The organism is Streptomyces sp. NPDC001480 (assembly GCF_042894725.1).
Lineage (GTDB): Bacteria > Actinomycetota > Actinomycetes > Streptomycetales > Streptomycetaceae > Streptomyces.
Genome location: NZ_JBIAVX010000018.1, coordinates 208,832 through 224,895 on the forward strand (window position 1 = coordinate 208,832; position 16,064 = coordinate 224,895).

Genomic DNA, 16,064 nt, shown 5'->3' on the forward strand with positions numbered 1-16,064 from the left:
CTGCCGGCCGAAGGCCGACCGTTGTCATGATCCTGGACAGCGGCCGGGAGCCATGCTCTGATGCCAACGACCACCGCTTCCAGCGTTGTAAGAGGACGTCGCGACAGCCGAAGCGGTGAGCCGCCACCTCTCCTCAGTCAAGGAGGACCGTGCGCATCAGATCGCTCAGACACCACCTGTCCCTGCTGATCGCGGCCGCACTCGGCGTCGCCGGACTGGCCGCGACACCGGCCGCGACGGCCGCGGAAGACCCCGTCCAGGTTCACGGCCTCAAGGGCGAGTACTACACCCAGTCCGCCCCCGGGGCCTTCGACTTCGCCCAGCTCAAGGCCACCGGATTCGACCCGCAACTCGACTTCGGCTCGCTGGAGTCCCGTCTGGACGCCGCCACCGGGCAGTCCGACGACGTCAGTGTCCGCTGGACCGGCCGCATCGTGCCGGAGAAGACCGGCGCCACCACCTTCTCGATCACCGGCGACAACGGATTCCGCCTCTGGGTCGGCGGCAAGCTCGTCATCGACCACTGGGTCGACGACTGGGACCGCGAACAGAGCGGTGATCCGGTCGAGTTGACCGCCGGGAAGGCCTACGACATCAAGGTCGAGTACTTCGAGCACTACGGCGGCTCCAACCTCCACCTGCGCTGGACGCCGCCAGGCGGCACCAAGACCGCCGTACCGCAGTCGGCGTTCCTGCTGCCTGAGGGATACGCCTACAACGGCGCCATCGCCACCACCGTCCTCGGGGACGGCCGCACGCTCCGACTGGACTTCGCGCAGCCCCTCGCACAGCCCGGCGCCCAACTCACCGACCACCTCGACGCCGTCATCGGCGGCGCCGCCTGGCCGCTGGGCAGAGCCCGCCGGAACCCCGCCGACCCCAAGTCCCTCCTCGTCCCGTTGAAGGAACCCGTCGTCGGCAACAAGACCGGCACCGCGCCCGGCCTGGCGGACGTCCGCTACGACGGGCAGGGCGGCCTGACGGACAACTACGGCAACGTTGTCAACGCCTTCTGGAGCAGCGGCGCCAACCACTCCACCTACGAGCTGCGCACCAAGTGGGCCGACGACGTCACCCCGGCCAACGCCCACCGCGAGTACCCGAGGCCCCAGCTCACCCGGGACGCCTGGCGCAACCTCAACGGCAGCTGGCAGTTCGCCGCGGCCGAGGCGGGCGAACAGCCGCCCGTGGGCCGCACCCTGGGCGAGCGGATCCTCGTCCCGTACCCCGTCGAGTCCCAGCTCTCGGGCATCGAACGGCACGAGGACCGCATGTGGTACCGCCGCACCTTCACCGTCCCCGCCGGCTGGAAGATCGGGGACCACCGGCGCCTGAAGCTGAACTTCGGCGCCGTCGACTGGCAGGCCGAGGTCTACGTCAACGGCACCAAGGTCGCCGAACACAAGGGCGGCTACGACAAGTTCAGCGCCGACATCACCGACGCGCTCAGGCCCGGCCGCACCCAGGAACTGATCGTCGGCGTCCACGACCCGACGGACGCCGCGAACGGCGAGAACCCGCCCATCGGCAAGCAGCGCCTGGACCCGAGCGGCATCTGGTACACCCCGACCTCCGGCATCTGGCAGACGGTGTGGATGGAACCCGTCGCCGCCGACCACGTGGACCAGCTGAAGCTGACCCCGGACGTCGGCAGCGGCACCCTCACCGTCGAACCGCAGGGCGTGCGCGACGGCATCCGGATCACCGCTACCGCGTACGACGGCAAGCGCCGCGTCGCCACGGCCACCGGCCGCACCGGCGAACCCCTGGTCCTCACCATCCCGCACGCCCGCCTCTGGTCACCGGACGACCCGTTCCTGTACGACCTGAAGGTGAACGTCGGCGCCGACCGCGTCGGCAGCTACTTCGGCATGCGCTCCATCGCGGTGCAGAAGGTGGACGGCGTCCCCCGCACGGTCCTCAACGGCAAGCCGGTCTTCATGATGGCCACCCTCGACCAGGGATTCTGGCCCGACGGCCTGTACACCGCACCCAGTGACACGGCTCTCGCGTACGACCTGAAGATGCACAAGAAGATGGGCTTCAACGCGGTCCGCAAACACATCAAGGTCGAACCCGACCGCTGGTTCTACTGGGCCGACCGGCTCGGCCTGCTGGTGTGGCAGGACATGCCGGCGATGACGGCGGGGGTGAACCCGTCCACCGCCGCCCGCGCCGAGTACGAGCGCGAGATGAAGCAGATGATCGACGAGCACATCAGCAGCCCCGCGGTCGTCATGTGGGTCGTCTTCAACGAGGGCTGGGGCCAGTACGACATCGGCCGCGTCGCGACCCAGGCCAAGTCCTGGGATCCGACCCGCCTGGTGAACAACATGTCCGGCCTCAACCTCGGGGCCGACGGCGGAGCCGGCGACATCATGGACGAGCACGGCTATCCGAGCCCGGCCCTGCCACCGCATCCGGACGGCCGACGGGCCCTGGTCAGCGGCGAGTACGGCGGTCTCGGCCTCGCGGTACCGGGCCACGCCTGGTCGGTGCAGCAGTCGTACGTCGACGTCGACCCCACCACCTACACCGACGACTACCTGAAGAAGCTGAGTGAGGTGCACGCGCTGGCCTGCCGGGGCGGCAACGGCGCGGTGTACACCCAGATCACGGACGTCGAGGGCGAGCTGAACGGCCTGACGACGTACGACCGAAAGGTGACCAAGCCCGACGTCGCGCGGCTGAAGGCCGCCCAGGACGCGCTGATCGACGACGCGTCACGGGCGGTTCCGGCGGGCTGCGCCTGACTTCGGCGACGCTCCGCGGCCCGGTCCGCCCACCGCCTCGGCGGCGGGCGGACCGGGCCCCGCCGTCCTGCCGCTTCAGGTCGCGCCGTTGAGCGGGGGGAGGTAGCCGAGCGACTGGCCCGAGGCGGTGGGGTGGTAGGAGTCGGTGAGGTCGAGCCAGTCGACGCTGTGCAGCCAGGGGCTGGACGAGCAGATCTCGTGCCCGGCGAAGGCGCTGCGCACGTCGGCGAAGGTGAACCCGTGGGCGGCGGCACGTCGGGCGATCACACGGTCGAGGTGGTCCACGGCCGCGTTGAGCGCGGACCTCTCGGTGTCCTGGAGGCCGTGCGAACAGGAGCCGTGGAGCTGGTAGAGGTGGGGGTAGCCGAGCACCACCACACGGGCGGCGGGTGCCTTGCTCGTGATGGCCGAGTAGAGACGGTCGAGGGCGCCCGGGAGAGCCGCGTCCATGTAGGAGTTCGCCGCGGCCACCGCGGACAGGCACGCGTCACGGCCGGGCAGGGCGCAGGTCGCCATGACCCGGACGAAGCCCGCGTCGCTGCCGCCGACCGTGAGGGTCACCAGCCCGGTACGCGGGCTGAGCGGGCCGAGCTGACCGGCCAGGACGTCGCTGGTCCGCGCATGGTTGCACGCGGTGAAGTCGAAGGACGACGGCGCATGGGCGGCGGCCCACAGCGCGGGGTAGGCGCGGCCGCTGCGCAGGCAGTCCGTGCCGGAGGCCAGGTAGCCGCCGGCGCCGACACCGGCGGCGTAGGAGTCACCGAGGGCCACATAGGCCGTGGCCGTCGTGCTCGGCGCCGCTTCCCCGGCCGCGGGACCGGCGAAGGCTGCGGCGGCCGCGAGGAGAAGTGAGGCCGCGCCGGACGCTGTTCGGGACTGTCTCATGACCTTCTTTATCGCGGCCCGCCTCGCCCGCCACCCGCCGTGGCCGACCCGCCCGCGCAGCCGTGTTGACAAGCGCCGGAGGCGATGCCCGCGCCGGAGCACCCCGTACCGGCGGGGACGCCGGCCGGAGCGAGGGGCGCGCCGTACGGGCGCCGGCCTCGACGGGATTCACCCGGTGAGCCGTCACCCGTACGGCGGCCCCACCGCAACCGTCAGGGGTTCACGCGTGGAATGGCCGGTCCGCGGTCAGGCCCGGGTGCGCGGTCGGGCGTACTGCTCGTCGCTCACGTGCTCGGCCCACACGGTCTCGGGGCTGTCGTCGCCCGTGCCCTCCCACATTGCCAGGTGCTCCATGAAGTGGTCGGGAGCCGCGCCGTGCCAGTGCTCCTCGTCCGGCGGACAGGAGACCGTCTCGCCGGGGTGGGCCTCGAAGACCGTGCCGTCGCGGGTGCCGATCAGGGCGATACCGGAGACGACGTGCAGGGTCTGGCCCCGCGCGTGGCGGTGCCAGGCGGTACGGGCACCGGGCGTGAAACGGACCAGGTTCATGCGCATCCGGGACGGCGCCTCGCCGGGGTGGATCACGTCCCACCACACATCGCCGGTGAACCACTCGGCCGGGGCCTTGCTGGTCGGGCTCTTCTTCAGGAATTCCACGGGTGTGCTCCCAGCCCTCGGAAGGGGATTCGTTTTTCGCTGCGCCGGTTTTCGCCACGCCGTTTATCGGAACGTCGGTGAAATCCGTACGCCTCCCACGCTCACACGGCGGCGCGGGTGCGCAAAGAGGAGGGTTTCCTCCTGGGACGGGAACATCCTGGGAGAAAACTCTCCCACCCACCCGGGGAGCGGCGAGTGCGAGACTGGCCGGTATGACCAGCAGCGCACACCTCAAGGAGCTGGGCGAATTCCTCAGGGCCCGGCGTGCCGAGCTCAGCCCCCGCACGGTGGGCCTGCCCGACACCGGAGCGCCGCGCAGGGTGCCGGGGCTGCGCCGGGAGGAGGTCGCCCAGCTGGCCGCGATCAGCACGGACTACTACATCCGCCTGGAACAGGGCCGCATGCAGCCGTCGGCGCCGGTGCTGCACGCACTGGTGAGCGTGCTGCACCTGAGTGACGACCAGCGCGACTACCTGTACGAGCTGGCGGGCAAGGCCGGTGCCCGGCCCCGTCGGCGCACCGGGCAGAAGGTGCAGCCGCAGCTGCGGCGCCTGCTGGACGATCTGACCGCGACCCCCGCCGTCGTCCTGGGGCGGCGCATGGACGTTCTCGCCTGGAATTCCCTCGGCGCCGCACTCGTCACCGACTTCTCGCGGATTCCGGAGAAGCAACGCAATTACGTGCGGCTGCTTTTCACCGATCCGGCGATGCGGAGGCTCTATCCCGACTGGGAGAAGGTGGCCCGCACCAGCGTCGCGCAGCTGCGCATGGAGGCCGCCAGGTACCCCGAGGATCCTCAGCTGGCCGCCCTGGTCGGCGAGTTGTCGGTGCGGGACGGGGACTTCCGCACCTGGTGGGCCGCCCATCATGTGGCCGCCCTGAGCGTCGGTACCAAGACCCTGCACCACCCCGTCGTCGGTGAACTCGTCCTCGACTGGGACACCCTCACCGCCACCACCGACCCCGACCAGCAACTGGTCGTCTGGACCGCCGAGCCCGGCACCCCCTCCCACGACGGCCTCCGTCTGCTCGCCTCATGGGCGGCCGAGCGCATCGAGGAGACGGAGGGCAGTGGCTGATCAACCCGGAGCAGGCCGACGTCCCGGCCGGCACCGCACCGGGCCGCTCCGTGCCGAGTGACGGCCCTGGGCGCCGGTTCGCGCCGCGGTGACCGCCACCGTCGCGTAGGGCATCGTGAAGCTTCCCCCCATCGCGTCGATGGTGGTGCCGACGCCGTCCAGTACCTCCGCAAGCTTGTCCGGGGGGAGCCGGGTGAAGGCGCCCTGGGTGGGCATCTGGTCCAGCCAGGCGTCGCGGCTGTACGTGCGCTCCCAGTCGAATCGCCATTGCTCGGGTGCGCCGAACCCGCCCGTCCCACGGATCCCGTCGGCGGTCTTGCCGAGCAACGCCTGGCTCGCGTCCAGGGCTCCCTTCGTCATCGCCCGGAAGTCGAACGGTGCGTCGGGCATCACCCGTTGGCAGACCTCGGCGACCGCCTCGGCCAGGCCGGGCGGAAACTGGATGACGTTCCAGAACACGGCCAGCCGGCCACCCGGCCGTAGCGCCCCGGCCGCCTTCACCGCGCCCGCGACGGGGTCTATCCAGTGCCAGGCCTGGCCGGAGACGACGGCATCGTAGGCCCGGCCGGCGGGATCCCAGGCCTCGAACGCGGCCACCTCGACCTCGATCCCGTGCTGTCGCGCCCGCTCGGCCATGCGCGCGTCGACCTCGACCCCCAGCACCCTGCACCCGGCCGCCCGGAACTGCCGGGCCGCGATGCCGGTACCCGTGCCGACGTCGAGCAGGTCGGGCCCGGGGGTTGCGGCGACGACCGCCTCCACCAGGGCGTCGGGGTAGCTCGGGCGGGTGCGGTCGTAGCGTTCGGCGTCCGACCCGAACGACTCCGCCACCTGGCGGTGCCGATGGGGCTCATTCCCGGAAATCGGTAAAGTGGGCATGTGCCCACTATGAGTGGGCGCTTGCCCACTCGTCAACGGACGGGCCCGGCGGGACGGTCCCGGCACAGGAAGAAGGCGATGCACGATGCCGACAGGCGTGGCCATCCGCGACGCGCGCGAGCAGCTGTTCGACGCCGCCGAGCGCGTCCTGCTCCGCGCCGGTCCGAGCGCGCTGACCAGCCGGGCGGTCACCGCGGAGGCGGGCTGCGCCAAGGGCGTGCTGCACCGGCACTTCGCCGACTTCGACGCCTTCCTCGCCGAGCTCGTGCAGGACCGCATCGCCCGGATCGGCGGTCGGGCCACGGCCCTGCGCGATGCCGCCGGGACCGGCACGGTCGTCGGCAGTCTCGCCCAGGCGCTGACCGAGGTGTTCGGGCCGGTCGCCGTCGCGATCGTCGCCCTCGTCACCTTCCGGGACGAGCTGCGCGCCCGGCTGCGCCGGACCGGGCCGGCCGGCATCCCGCTCCTGACGGAGGCCACGGCCATGATCGCCTCCTACCTCACCGCCGAGCGCGAACTGGGCCGGATCGCCGCCGACGCCGATGTCGACACGCTCGCTCCCACGCTGGTCGGAGCCGCGCACCTGCTGTTCGCCGACAGGAAGGGCACCCCGCCGGAGACGGATGCCGTCCGCAAGGTCGTGAGCACGGTCCTCGCAAGCGCCGCGCGGGATCCGCTGTGAGATCCCGACCACGAACCCGAGCCGCCGCCAAACCCGGTTGAGAAGCCGCGACATGTCAAGCACAGTCTGTGCGCATGGAGTTCTTCTGTTACCACCGTGACCGGCCCGGCTCCGTGGCACTGCGCGGCGAACTGCTGGAGGAGCACTGGTCCTACATGGACCGGTTCGCGAAGGAGCTGATCGCCCGCGGCCCGACCTTCACCGCCGATGGCGAAACCCCCACCGGCAGCGTGCACATCGTGGATCTGCCCGATCCCGCCGCCGCCCGCGCGTTCGCCTTCGAGGAGCCCTGTTACCAGGCCGGCGCCTACCGGGACGTGCTGCTGCGCCGGTGGCGGAACCTGCTCGGGCGCACGATGTGGGAGTTCCCCGGCGGCCGCACCGGTGGCAACAGGTATCTGGTGCTCGGCCTCGGCGAGGGGCGGACCCCCGATCTCGCCGTACCGCCCGACCAGGACGAGCTGATCGCCTACGGGCCGCTGCTGTCCGACGACGCCACGACCTGGGTGGGCACGGCGGCGCTGGTCCGGGCACCGGACCCGGACGCGGCACGAGCCGTTCTGGTCGCGGACCGGTACGCGGACATAGAGGTCCACGACTGGGAGTTCGGCGGCCGGCGGTGAGGCGCCAGGGGCGCGCCGCGCCGGGGGCCGCCCACGCGGCCGGGAACCGGTGACCGGCATCAGCTCCCGGTCAGCTGCCGGACGGCCTTGAGTGCCTGGCCCGTTCCGTCCTCGGCCGCCATGTGCCGCGCGGCCGTCGCGGCGGCTCGTGCGTACGCCTGCTGCTTCACGACGTCGCCGAGGGCGTCGGCGAGCCGTTCGGCGGTGAGGGACCGGAAGGGGATCGGATCGGCGGCGGCACCGACGGCGGCGAGGCGGCGCGCCCAGAACGGCTGGTCGGCGGTCACGGGTACGGTGACCGCGGGCACTCCGGCCCGCAACGCCGCGGCCGAGGTGCCCGCCCCGGCGTGGTGGACCACCGCGGCCAGGCGCGGGAACAGAAGGGCGTGCGGTACGTCACCGATGGTGAGAACGTCGTCGCAGTCGGCCGCGAGCCCGGCGCTGCCGGCCTGGAGGATGCCGCGCAGCCCGGCGCGGCGCAGGGCTCGCACCGCGATCTCGCTGAGCCGTTCCCCGTCACCGGCCGCCATGCTCCCGAAGCCGATGAACACGGGCCGGGGGCCCGCACGAAGGAAGTCCTCCAGGTCCGCGGGCAGCCGTTCGGCCGCATCGAGATGGGGCCACCAGGTGCCTGTGACCTTCAGGCCGGAACGCCAGTCGGAGGGCCGGGGCACGAGTGCCGTACTGAAGCCGTGCAGGACGGGCCAGTCGGCCTGTTCCTGGCGTCGGCGCGTCGCGGAGGCGGAGGCCGGAGGCAGACCGAGGCGGTGGCGCAACTCCACGACCGCCTGCTCGTAGAGGCGGTCGACCATGCGCAGGGCGAAGCGTCCGGCCATGCGGTTGACGGGCCGGCCCAGTGACCGGGAGCCGGTGACGACGGGCGGGAAGTCGCCGGTCGGCGCGGTGGGCTGGAGGTACACGCCGAGGCTCGGCGTGCCCGTGGCCTCCGCGAGGTGCCAGCCGAGCGGGGCCGTGGTGGCCGACAGCAGAAGCAGATCCGTGCCGTCGGCCATGGCGTCGGCGAACCCCTGGCCCAGTTCGGTGACGAACGCGGCGGCGGAACGCATCAGGTGCCGCCCGCCCGTGACGCCACCGCGCGCCCGCGGGTCGGCGGGAAGACGCCGGAACTCCAGCCCCGCGTCTCGAACGAGGGGTGCGAACGTGTCCGTGGTGGCGAGGGCGACGTCGTACCCGGCCCGCCGCAGTGCGGCGCCCAGGCCCGTGTAGGGCGCTACGTCGCCACGCGATCCGGCCGCGGCGATCAGGACCCTCATCGCTCCTCCTCCGAGCCGGTACGGCCGCCCGCGTGGCGGGCCGCGTTGGCCTGGACCGCCTTGCACGTGTAGGCGGCCAGGCCCGGGCGTTGCTGCGACGGCGGTACGACCAGGGCGAAGGCGCGCGGGTCGGCCGCGAAGTCGTCCGCGATACGCCGGTGCATGTCGGGCGGACACGAGGTGAACCACCGTGAGATGTGCAGCCGGTGCTCCTCGGCGAGGTCCATGGCCCGCTCGCCGTCGCTGGGCTCCCTCTCGTCGAAGGCCGCGAGCAACTCCGCGCGCCAGGCGGCGGCCTCGCCCATGAGCTGCCGCCAGTCGTCCTTGGTGTGGGCGGCCGCGCGCGCCATCGCCTCGCGCTGCCCCTCCGAGTGCGCCCACTTCAGCTCCGCCTGTGTGGCATAGCTCAGGTCGAAGGTGATCTCACCGAAGACCTCGAAGCGTTCCTCGGGGGTCAGGGACACCCCGGTCTGCTGGACCTCGATGGCCCGTTCCGCCACCTCGGCCAGCCGTTGCAGCCTGGCGATCTCCTCACTCAGCTGCCGCTGCCGACCCCGTAGTTGCTCCACCACGTTGGCCTGCGGATCCTTGAGTATCCCGGCGATCTCGTCCAGGGTGAAGCCGAGTTCGCGGTAGAAGAGGATCTGCTGGAGACGGGCCAGGTCCGCGTCGTCGTAGAGCCGGTAACCGCCGCGACTGCGGCCACCAGGCGAGAGCAGCCCCGCCTTGTCGTAGTGGTGCAGCGTACGCACCGTCACCCCGGCGAACCTCGAGACCTCACCCACGGAGTAGCTCATCCACCTGCCCTTTCGTCGGCGTACAGCGTGGAGCCTGACGTAAGGGGAGGGTCAACTCGCTCTCCGGCGGGAGCCGGTGTCATCCGCCGCCGTCGAGGTCGTCGCGCCGGCGGAGCACCCGTAGTCCGTCGCCGGCGAACTCCATCTCGTACAGCTTCCCGCGTGCGTTGTCGAAGGGGCGGTGCAGGATCATCATCAGCCGGCCGTCGAACGTGTGGAACAGCATGCCGTGACCGCTGTCGTCCCGCACCAGGGGCCGGTGCTGGCGCCACGGCCCTGTGATGCCGCCGGACTCCGAGACGGCGTAGGTCTGCACGTATCCGCCGCTGACGGTGCCGTCCTGGGCGACCACGTTCTTCTCGTACGTCGACCACAGCATGAGCAGGGTCCCGTCGGGTGTGCGGCACAGTTGCGGGCCGTCGGTGACGTAGGGCGGGAGCTGGTGCGGGACGCCGCCGGGGATCTGCTCACTGATCCAGGACGCGTCCGAACCCTTGAACAGGAAGACCGGTTCACCGATCGTCCGGGACAGGTCCGGAGCGAGCCGGATCGCTTCCATGGTTCCGTCGATGGTCTGCAGCCACTCGTGCGCGTACACCATCCAGGGCTGCCCGGACGGATCCACGTAGAGCGTGCCGTCGAGGGTCATCAGGTTCTCGGGCGGGGTCGGACGTGAGGGGTCCACGACCGCGAACGGGCCGAGCAGCGAGTCGGACACGGCGGTGACGGTGCCGCGCATGTGGTTCGGGACCTGGAACGGCGAGCCCCAGTGGCCGGCCGGCGGTACCGGAAGCGGCTCGTCCTGGTTGTGCAGCGTGGTGAACAGGTAGTACCGGCCGTCCCATGCGTGCACCTCCGGCGCCCATCCGCCGTCGGTCGCCCAGATGCCCTCCTGCTCGGCCGCCAGGAAGACCACGACAGGGCGCACCCAGTCGCGCAGGTCGTGGCTGCGGTAGACCATCGTGCCGACGCCGTCCACACCCGACACGGACGGCTCGTTGGACGTGTACAGGTAGTACGTGCGGGTTTCGGTGTCGGCGACGATGAACGGATCGTGCAGCGGCATGTCGGGAAGCCGCATCGGTTCGGTCCGGGCCACCGTCGAAGCATACGGTCGCCGGAGCCCGGATTTCCGGCTCAGGGACGCAACTCGTCGAAGCCGACGTGCAGATGCCGCGGACCGCGCAGCACGGCGTTCGGGCGGTAGGGCGGCGGGTCTTCGAGCAGTCTGGGGTCGCCGAGGCGGCGGGCCAGTTCGGACAGCGCGATCTGGGCCTCGACGCGGGCCAGTGGCGCGCCGAAGCAACTGTGGATGCCGCTGCCGAAGCCGAGGTGCTGGATGTCCTCGCGGTCCGGGTCGAACCGGTCGGGGTCGGGGAAACGCTCCGGGTCCCGGTTGCCCGCCGCGAGGACGAGCCAGATGCGTGAGCCCTTGGGGATGGTGACCCCGCGCACCTCGATGTCGGCGATGCAGGTGCGCTGGGGCACGAGCTGCACCGGAGGTTCGTAGCGCAGGAGTTCCTCGACGATCTTCACGGACAGGCCCGGGTCGTCGCGCAGCCGCCGGAGGTACTCCGGGTGGCGGAGCAGGGTGAGCATCCCGTTGGTGATCAGGTTGACGGTCGTCTCGTGGCCCGCGATGAGCAGCAGCACCGCCGTGCTGAGCACTTCCATCGTGGTCATGGCGCCGTCCGGACCCCGGCTGTTCACCAGGTCGGACAGCATGTCGTCGCGCGGCTCCCTGGTGCGCTGCTCCACCAGCCCGTTCAGGTACATGCCGAGCTGCAACCGTGCCTCCTGAGCGGCCCGCTCGGAGTCGGCGCTGGTACGGGTGTCGGGGTCCAGGCCGGCGACGATCGGGTCGACCCAGGCACGGAAGCGGGGCTCGTCCTCGCGCGGTACGCCGAGCAGCCGGCAGATCACGGTCACCGGGAAGGGGTACGCGAACTGGTCGACCACGTCGATCTGCCGGGCGTCCCCGAACCCGTCGATCAGGTCGGTGACGATCCGGGTGAGTTCACCGCGCATGGAGTCGATGCGGGTGGGCCGGTGCGGAGGGCCGAAGGAACTGTTGGCGATCCGCCGCAGCCGGTCGTGCTCCGGCGGGTCGAGCCGGATGAAGCTGGGCGGCAGCCCCGTGGCCTCCGGCCTGGACAGCTCGTCGTCGGCCGCGACGCTGAGGTTGGTGAAGTCGGAGCTGATCCGCGGGTCGTGGAGCAGGCCCTTGATGTCCCAGTACGAGCTGATGACATACGGACCGTCCTCCTCCTCGTGCAGCACCGGGGTCTTGCGGAGCTCCTCGTACAGCGGATACGGGTCGGCGCGGTTCGCGAAGTCGGTGATCCGGCGCAGGAGCGGGGCGTGCGTCATGCGGGGTCCTTGGGGCGTGGAGGTCCGTGGGGCCGGGGGCCGGGACCGGTCAGTGGGCCGGAGTGAAGACCAGTTGCCGGTCGGTCGGTGAGTATCCGCTGAGGGTGACGGTCGGGCCGTGCGTCGGCAGGGACGGGTCGGGGAAACCGGACGGGACGGGCTGCCGGCCCTCGGGGCGGCGGTCGACCGTCGGGAACTCCACCGGGAACGGCGCGCCCGTCTCGATCTTCCGCTGGTAGAACTCCAGCCAGCGCGTGTTGTCGAAGCTCACGGCGGCGATGACGCGGCCTTGGTGGCCGTACACCCCGACGAACCGGCGCTCGGTGAGCGAGCCCTGCGTGATCATGATCTCCTCGCCCATGGGCGGGACGCCGACGGACTTGATGTTCACGCCGAACTGCGACGACCAGAACGCGGGCACCCACAGGTGCGGGCGCCGCTCGGCGCCGGGGCTGATCATGTTGTGCGCGGCGATCTCGGCCTGGGCGACGGCGTTGCCCCAGTGTTCGAGCGAGAGGAACTGATAGCCGAACAGGGCGTGCGGGGACCGTGCGACATCGCCCGCGACGAAGATGTCGTCGGTGACGATGCCCCGGAAGTCGAAGGCCCGGCAGCCCGCGTCGCAGGCGATGCCCCGAGGGCCCGCGCCGAGGCCCGAGCCGGCCAGCCACTCGGTGTTGCGCGTCGCCCCGAGCGAGACGATCACGACGTCCGTCTCGACGACGCTCTCGTCGGACAGATGCGCGGCACGTACCCGGCCCACGGAGTCGCCCTCCAAGGCGGTGACCATGACGCCGGTGCGCAGATCCACACCGTTGTCCTGGTGCAGTTGCGCGGCCACCGCGCCGATCACTCCGCCCAGGGCGCCCACCAGGGGCGCACCCGCGCGCTCCGCCACGGTGACCGCGATGCCCATCTCCCGGCAGGCCGAGGCGATCTCGCAACCGGTGAACCCGGCACCGATGACGAACACCCGGCGCGGCCCGGCCCGCAACCGCCGGTACAGGGTGGCCGCGTCGTCCCGGGTGCGCAGCACGAAGACGCCGTCGAGCCTGGCTTCCGCCTCCTTCGGCCAGGGCCGTGCACGGACGCCGGTCGCGATCAGCAGCCGGTCGTAGTCGACCTCGTCCCCGTCGGCCAGCCGCACCCGCTTGGCCGCCAGGTCGAGACCGGTCGCCGCGACGCCGAGGCGCCACTTCGCGTCGATCTCGAGGCGCCGGGGCAGCTCGGTGTGCTGCGGCGACGCCTTGCCCAGCAGCACCGCCTTGGACAGCGGCGGCCGGTCGTACGGCTCGTACGGCTCGTCCCCGATCATGGTGAGGGAACCGGCGAAACCCTCGGCGCGCAGCGTCTCGGCGGCCCGCAGACCCGCGAGCGAGGCGCCCACGATGACGATCCGGCCCTCGCGTCTGAGCCAGTCCAGGTAGTCAGCGGGCATCGGACGGCTCCCCGGCGGATGCGACGGGCGCCGGCCTCGGGCTGTCCAGCCCTTCGGCCGTGATCGCCCGTACGGGGCAGGCGGCGACGGCACGGGCGACTCTTTCGCGCTGTTCGCCCGCGGGGTGCGGGTCGTAGACGAGGGACTCCTCGCCGTGCATGGTGAAGACGTCCGGTGCGAGGAACGCGCACTGCGCGTATCCCTGGCACCTGTTGAGATCGACGACAAGCCTCATCAGCGCTGTGCCCCTTCGCGGCCGGGTCCATCGCCAGCATGGACGCCGGGCCCGGCCGGCGCGCGCCGGTGACCGCCGATCGCGTGAGGACGGCCCGCATCCGGGGTCCCGTTCGCTACCCCCTGGCCGCGGCCGACCTGCGGGTCGGTCTGCCGAGCGCCCAGAAGAGCACGCCGCAGAGCATGAACCCGATGAGCGGGACGGTCTCCGTCAGCAGATACTTCCAGCGCTCGCCGTGACTCCAGCCGTCCGGCGCGTAGGCGGAGCCGAACCAGTGGTCGCCGAGGCCGGGCGCGACCAGTTGCACACTGGCGAACAGGATGAGCAGGGTGAGTACCGTGCTGATGGTGCGGGGGAGGGGCGCCTTGTAGGGACGGGAGACGTCCGGGGCCTTGCGGCGCAGCGCCGCGAGCGCCGGGAAGATCCCCACGTAGCTGACGAGGGTGGTGGAGACGGCGAGGCCGAGGACGGCGCCGAAGAGTTTGGCGGCGCTGCCGCCGGTCAGTTCGTGGGCCAGGACGAGGACGACGGTGGAGACCAGCCCGCTTAGGATGTTGACCCGCACCGGGGTGCCGAACCGGCTCGAGATGACGCCGAGGAAGCGCGGCGCGGCGCCGTCGTAGCCGGAGACGGCGAGGGCGCGGTCGGAACCCATGATCCAGGTGACGCCCGAGGACAGCACCGTCAGGATGAACATGATCGCCGCGAGGTCACCGAGTACGCTGCCGGCACCGCTGAGCGTGGCGGTGCCGTCGGGGGCGACGTGACCGCCGTACACGGTGAAGACCTGCCGGATCGCGTCGACGAACCCGCCGAGACCGGTGATGTCCTTGACCGGCAGGACGAGCAGGATGCCGAGGATCGGCAGCGCGTACAGCAGCACGGAGAGAAAGGCGCTGCGGAAGATCGCGAAGGGCACGTCCCGCTGGGCGTCGGTCATCTCGTCGCCGGCGGTGTTGGGCAGCTCGAAGCCGACGTAGTTGAACATCAGGACGGGCACCAGGCCGACGAATCCCGCGTACGTGGGGGAGAAGTCGCCGAACCCGAATCCGTGCAGGCCGTGCTCGACGCCGTACACCACGACGGTGGCGGTGAACAGGCCGAGCAGGACGAAACGGCTCCAGGCGCCGATGGTGGGAATCCACTTGCCGATGTCGAAGGACAGGATCGCGGCGAGCACCCCCACCCAGACGAACACCAGGGTGAAGGCGTAGAAGGCAGGCGTGCTCAGGTTCCTGCCGCCGTTGAAGAAGGTGGTGTACGCCGCGACGGCGGAGACGGAGAGCGTGCCGCCGAGCCACACCGGGTTGGTGATCCAGTACAGGAAGTTGTTGACGGCACCGGTGAGCCGCCCGAAGGCCCGGCTGGTCCAGATGTAGGGACCGCCCTCCTCGGGGAACGCGGCCCCGAGCTCGGCGATCAGCAGCGCCGAGGGCACGAAGAAGACGACGGCCAGCACGATCAGCCAGGTGAACGCCTCGGCACCGGACGAGGCCACGGTGCCGATGGTGTCCACCCCGACGATGGTGCAGAGGAGGAAGAACAGGATGTCGAAGCGGCCGAAGTGCTTGCGCAGCTTCTGCCGCTCCACCTGGGCCGAGGCCGGCGTGCCGGCCGGCCCGGAGAGCATCTGACCAGCGGCCACCGGGGCCTCCTGTGTGCTTGTGGGACAGGGGCTGGATTCGGCCAATGATCCGTCGCTTACGGGAAAGCCCACAAGCGGTCATGTGCAATTCTTGACCCTCGTTTCTCCTGTGTCGACGCGGCAGCGACACCGTGTGGACCGTGCCGTCCGGGAAGTGGATCTGCACGGTCCCGTCCGGCGTCTCGCGTGCGCGGGTGCCGTTCCGAAGGGCTTCGGGATCGCTGGACACGCCCGGGTCCGCGGTGAGGACCACCAGGGTGGCGAGCAGCAGCGTGCCGCCCGGGTGCTCCGTGGTGAGAAGCGGCGTGGCCGAATACCGGCCATAGGCGTTGTGTCCTGTGCCGTGGCCGACTTCGCCCGCGAGGTCGCTCGGGGCCCCGGGCCGGTCGAGCAGGGCGACGAGCGCGCTGGTGAGACCGTCGTCACGGATCGTCACCGCCCATCCTGGTCCGGTCGTCGCGGCCTGCCGGGCGGTGTCGCTCGCGATCGCCCAGCCTCCCTCCCGCACGATGGTCCCGGCCGGAGCCTCGACGCGGTGCAGGCGGACCTCCCACGGGCCGTGCGCCGTGCTGACCGTGGTGACGGCATGCCCGTGCTCGGTGCCGTCCGCCGACAGCGGGGTGTGCCAGGAGGCGGCCCCGCTGTCGGCGGTGCAATGCCGTTGCTTTTGGGGTTGTCGGTCGGTTGAGCGGGTGTGCTGATATCCCGTCTGGAACGGCTGGGGCTGGGAGTCCTGACCCGGTCATG

General features: G+C 71.3%; 14 protein-coding genes. 4 read left to right on the forward strand and 10 right to left on the reverse strand.

What is annotated here, in order from left to right; all coding sequences use genetic code 11:
• Positions 1 to 149 precede the first annotated feature (149 nt).
• Positions 150 to 2,753, forward strand: a complete 2,604-nt coding sequence (locus ACFY01_RS36910; protein ID WP_390740131.1) for a PA14 domain-containing protein — start codon at positions 150 to 152, stop codon at positions 2,751 to 2,753.
• 75 nt (positions 2,754 to 2,828) lie between these two features.
• Here the strand turns inward: ACFY01_RS36910 and ACFY01_RS36915 are convergent, their stop codons facing one another.
• Positions 2,829 to 3,638, reverse strand: a complete 810-nt coding sequence (locus tag ACFY01_RS36915; protein ID WP_390740132.1) for an SGNH/GDSL hydrolase family protein — start codon at positions 3,636 to 3,638, stop codon at positions 2,829 to 2,831.
• Between the two features lie 246 nt (positions 3,639 to 3,884).
• Positions 3,885 to 4,295: a cupin domain-containing protein gene (locus ACFY01_RS36920; protein WP_390740133.1), complete on the reverse strand. Its 411-nt coding sequence runs from the start codon at positions 4,293 to 4,295 to the stop codon at positions 3,885 to 3,887.
• 212 nt (positions 4,296 to 4,507) lie between these two features.
• On the opposite strand from ACFY01_RS36920, the gene ACFY01_RS36925 reads away from it, so the two are divergent.
• Positions 4,508 to 5,374, forward strand: a complete 867-nt coding sequence (locus ACFY01_RS36925; protein ID WP_390740134.1) for a helix-turn-helix domain-containing protein — start codon at positions 4,508 to 4,510, stop codon at positions 5,372 to 5,374.
• On the opposite strand, the gene ACFY01_RS36930 is transcribed toward ACFY01_RS36925, so the two are convergent.
• On the reverse strand, positions 5,375 to 6,253 hold the full coding sequence (locus ACFY01_RS36930; RefSeq protein WP_390740135.1) for a class I SAM-dependent methyltransferase: 879 nt from the start codon (positions 6,251 to 6,253) through the stop codon (positions 5,375 to 5,377). It lies immediately after the preceding gene.
• Positions 6,254 to 6,338: 85 nt separating this feature from the next.
• Here ACFY01_RS36930 and ACFY01_RS36935 point away from each other — a divergent pair, with 85 nt between their 5' ends.
• Together ACFY01_RS36935 and ACFY01_RS36940 are read left to right on the forward strand one after the other, a co-directional pair.
• Entirely contained in the window at positions 6,339 to 6,935 is a 597-nt protein-coding gene (locus ACFY01_RS36935; protein WP_390740136.1) for a TetR/AcrR family transcriptional regulator, read from the forward strand.
• Positions 6,936 to 7,009: 74 nt separating this feature from the next.
• The gene (locus tag ACFY01_RS36940) at positions 7,010 to 7,558 is read left to right on the forward strand and encodes a YciI family protein (protein WP_390740137.1); all 549 of its coding nucleotides are present in this window, start codon (positions 7,010 to 7,012) and stop codon (positions 7,556 to 7,558) included.
• Between the two features lie 59 nt (positions 7,559 to 7,617).
• Here ACFY01_RS36940 and ACFY01_RS36945 read toward each other — a convergent pair whose 3' ends face one another.
• From ACFY01_RS36945 to ACFY01_RS36975, 7 genes are all read right to left on the reverse strand, one after another.
• Complete coding sequence (locus tag ACFY01_RS36945) at positions 7,618 to 8,832, reverse strand: glycosyltransferase (RefSeq protein ID WP_390740138.1); 1,215 nt, start codon at positions 8,830 to 8,832, stop codon at positions 7,618 to 7,620.
• A complete protein-coding gene (locus tag ACFY01_RS36950; RefSeq protein WP_390740139.1) occupies positions 8,829 to 9,629 on the reverse strand; it encodes a MerR family transcriptional regulator in 801 nt (266 codons plus the stop codon). The genes ACFY01_RS36945 and ACFY01_RS36950 overlap by 4 nt, the downstream gene beginning before the upstream one ends.
• Before the next feature lie 79 nt (positions 9,630 to 9,708).
• Positions 9,709 to 10,710 carry a glycoside hydrolase family 43 protein gene (locus tag ACFY01_RS36955; protein WP_390740156.1) on the reverse strand — a complete coding sequence of 334 codons (1,002 nt, stop codon included), beginning with the start codon at positions 10,708 to 10,710 and terminating at the stop codon, positions 9,709 to 9,711.
• 56 nt (positions 10,711 to 10,766) lie between these two features.
• The gene (locus ACFY01_RS36960) at positions 10,767 to 11,999 is read right to left on the reverse strand and encodes a cytochrome P450 (RefSeq protein WP_390740140.1); all 1,233 of its coding nucleotides are present in this window, start codon (positions 11,997 to 11,999) and stop codon (positions 10,767 to 10,769) included.
• Positions 12,000 to 12,048: 49 nt separating this feature from the next.
• Positions 12,049 to 13,437 carry an NAD(P)/FAD-dependent oxidoreductase gene (locus tag ACFY01_RS36965; protein ID WP_390740141.1) on the reverse strand — a complete coding sequence of 463 codons (1,389 nt, stop codon included), beginning with the start codon at positions 13,435 to 13,437 and terminating at the stop codon, positions 12,049 to 12,051.
• On the reverse strand, positions 13,427 to 13,672 hold the full coding sequence (locus ACFY01_RS36970; protein ID WP_390740142.1) for a ferredoxin: 246 nt from the start codon (positions 13,670 to 13,672) through the stop codon (positions 13,427 to 13,429). The genes ACFY01_RS36965 and ACFY01_RS36970 overlap by 11 nt, the downstream gene beginning before the upstream one ends.
• Before the next feature lie 115 nt (positions 13,673 to 13,787).
• On the reverse strand, positions 13,788 to 15,317 hold the full coding sequence (locus ACFY01_RS36975; protein WP_390740143.1) for an APC family permease: 1,530 nt from the start codon (positions 15,315 to 15,317) through the stop codon (positions 13,788 to 13,790).
• Between the last annotated feature and the right edge of the window lie 747 nt (positions 15,318 to 16,064).

Bases quoted from the DNA above. Each gene is read 5' to 3' on its own strand.
- ACFY01_RS36915 (WP_390740132.1), bottom strand. From the start codon at position 3,638: ATGAGACAGTCCCGAACAGCGTCCGGCGCGGCCTCACTTCTCCTCGCG.
- ACFY01_RS36925 (WP_390740134.1), top strand. From the start codon at position 4,508: ATGACCAGCAGCGCACACCTCAAGGAGCTGGGCGAATTCCTCAGGGCC.
- ACFY01_RS36930 (WP_390740135.1), bottom strand. From the start codon at position 6,253: ATGCCCACTTTACCGATTTCCGGGAATGAGCCCCATCGGCACCGCCAG.
- ACFY01_RS36935 (WP_390740136.1), top strand. From the start codon at position 6,339: ATGCCGACAGGCGTGGCCATCCGCGACGCGCGCGAGCAGCTGTTCGAC.
- ACFY01_RS36940 (WP_390740137.1), top strand. From the start codon at position 7,010: ATGGAGTTCTTCTGTTACCACCGTGACCGGCCCGGCTCCGTGGCACTG.
- ACFY01_RS36945 (WP_390740138.1), bottom strand. From the start codon at position 8,832: ATGAGGGTCCTGATCGCCGCGGCCGGATCGCGTGGCGACGTAGCGCCC.
- ACFY01_RS36950 (WP_390740139.1), bottom strand. From the start codon at position 9,629: ATGAGCTACTCCGTGGGTGAGGTCTCGAGGTTCGCCGGGGTGACGGTG.
- ACFY01_RS36955 (WP_390740156.1), bottom strand. From the start codon at position 10,710: ATGCGGCTTCCCGACATGCCGCTGCACGATCCGTTCATCGTCGCCGAC.
- ACFY01_RS36960 (WP_390740140.1), bottom strand. From the start codon at position 11,999: ATGACGCACGCCCCGCTCCTGCGCCGGATCACCGACTTCGCGAACCGC.
- ACFY01_RS36965 (WP_390740141.1), bottom strand. From the start codon at position 13,437: ATGCCCGCTGACTACCTGGACTGGCTCAGACGCGAGGGCCGGATCGTC.
- ACFY01_RS36970 (WP_390740142.1), bottom strand. From the start codon at position 13,672: ATGAGGCTTGTCGTCGATCTCAACAGGTGCCAGGGATACGCGCAGTGC.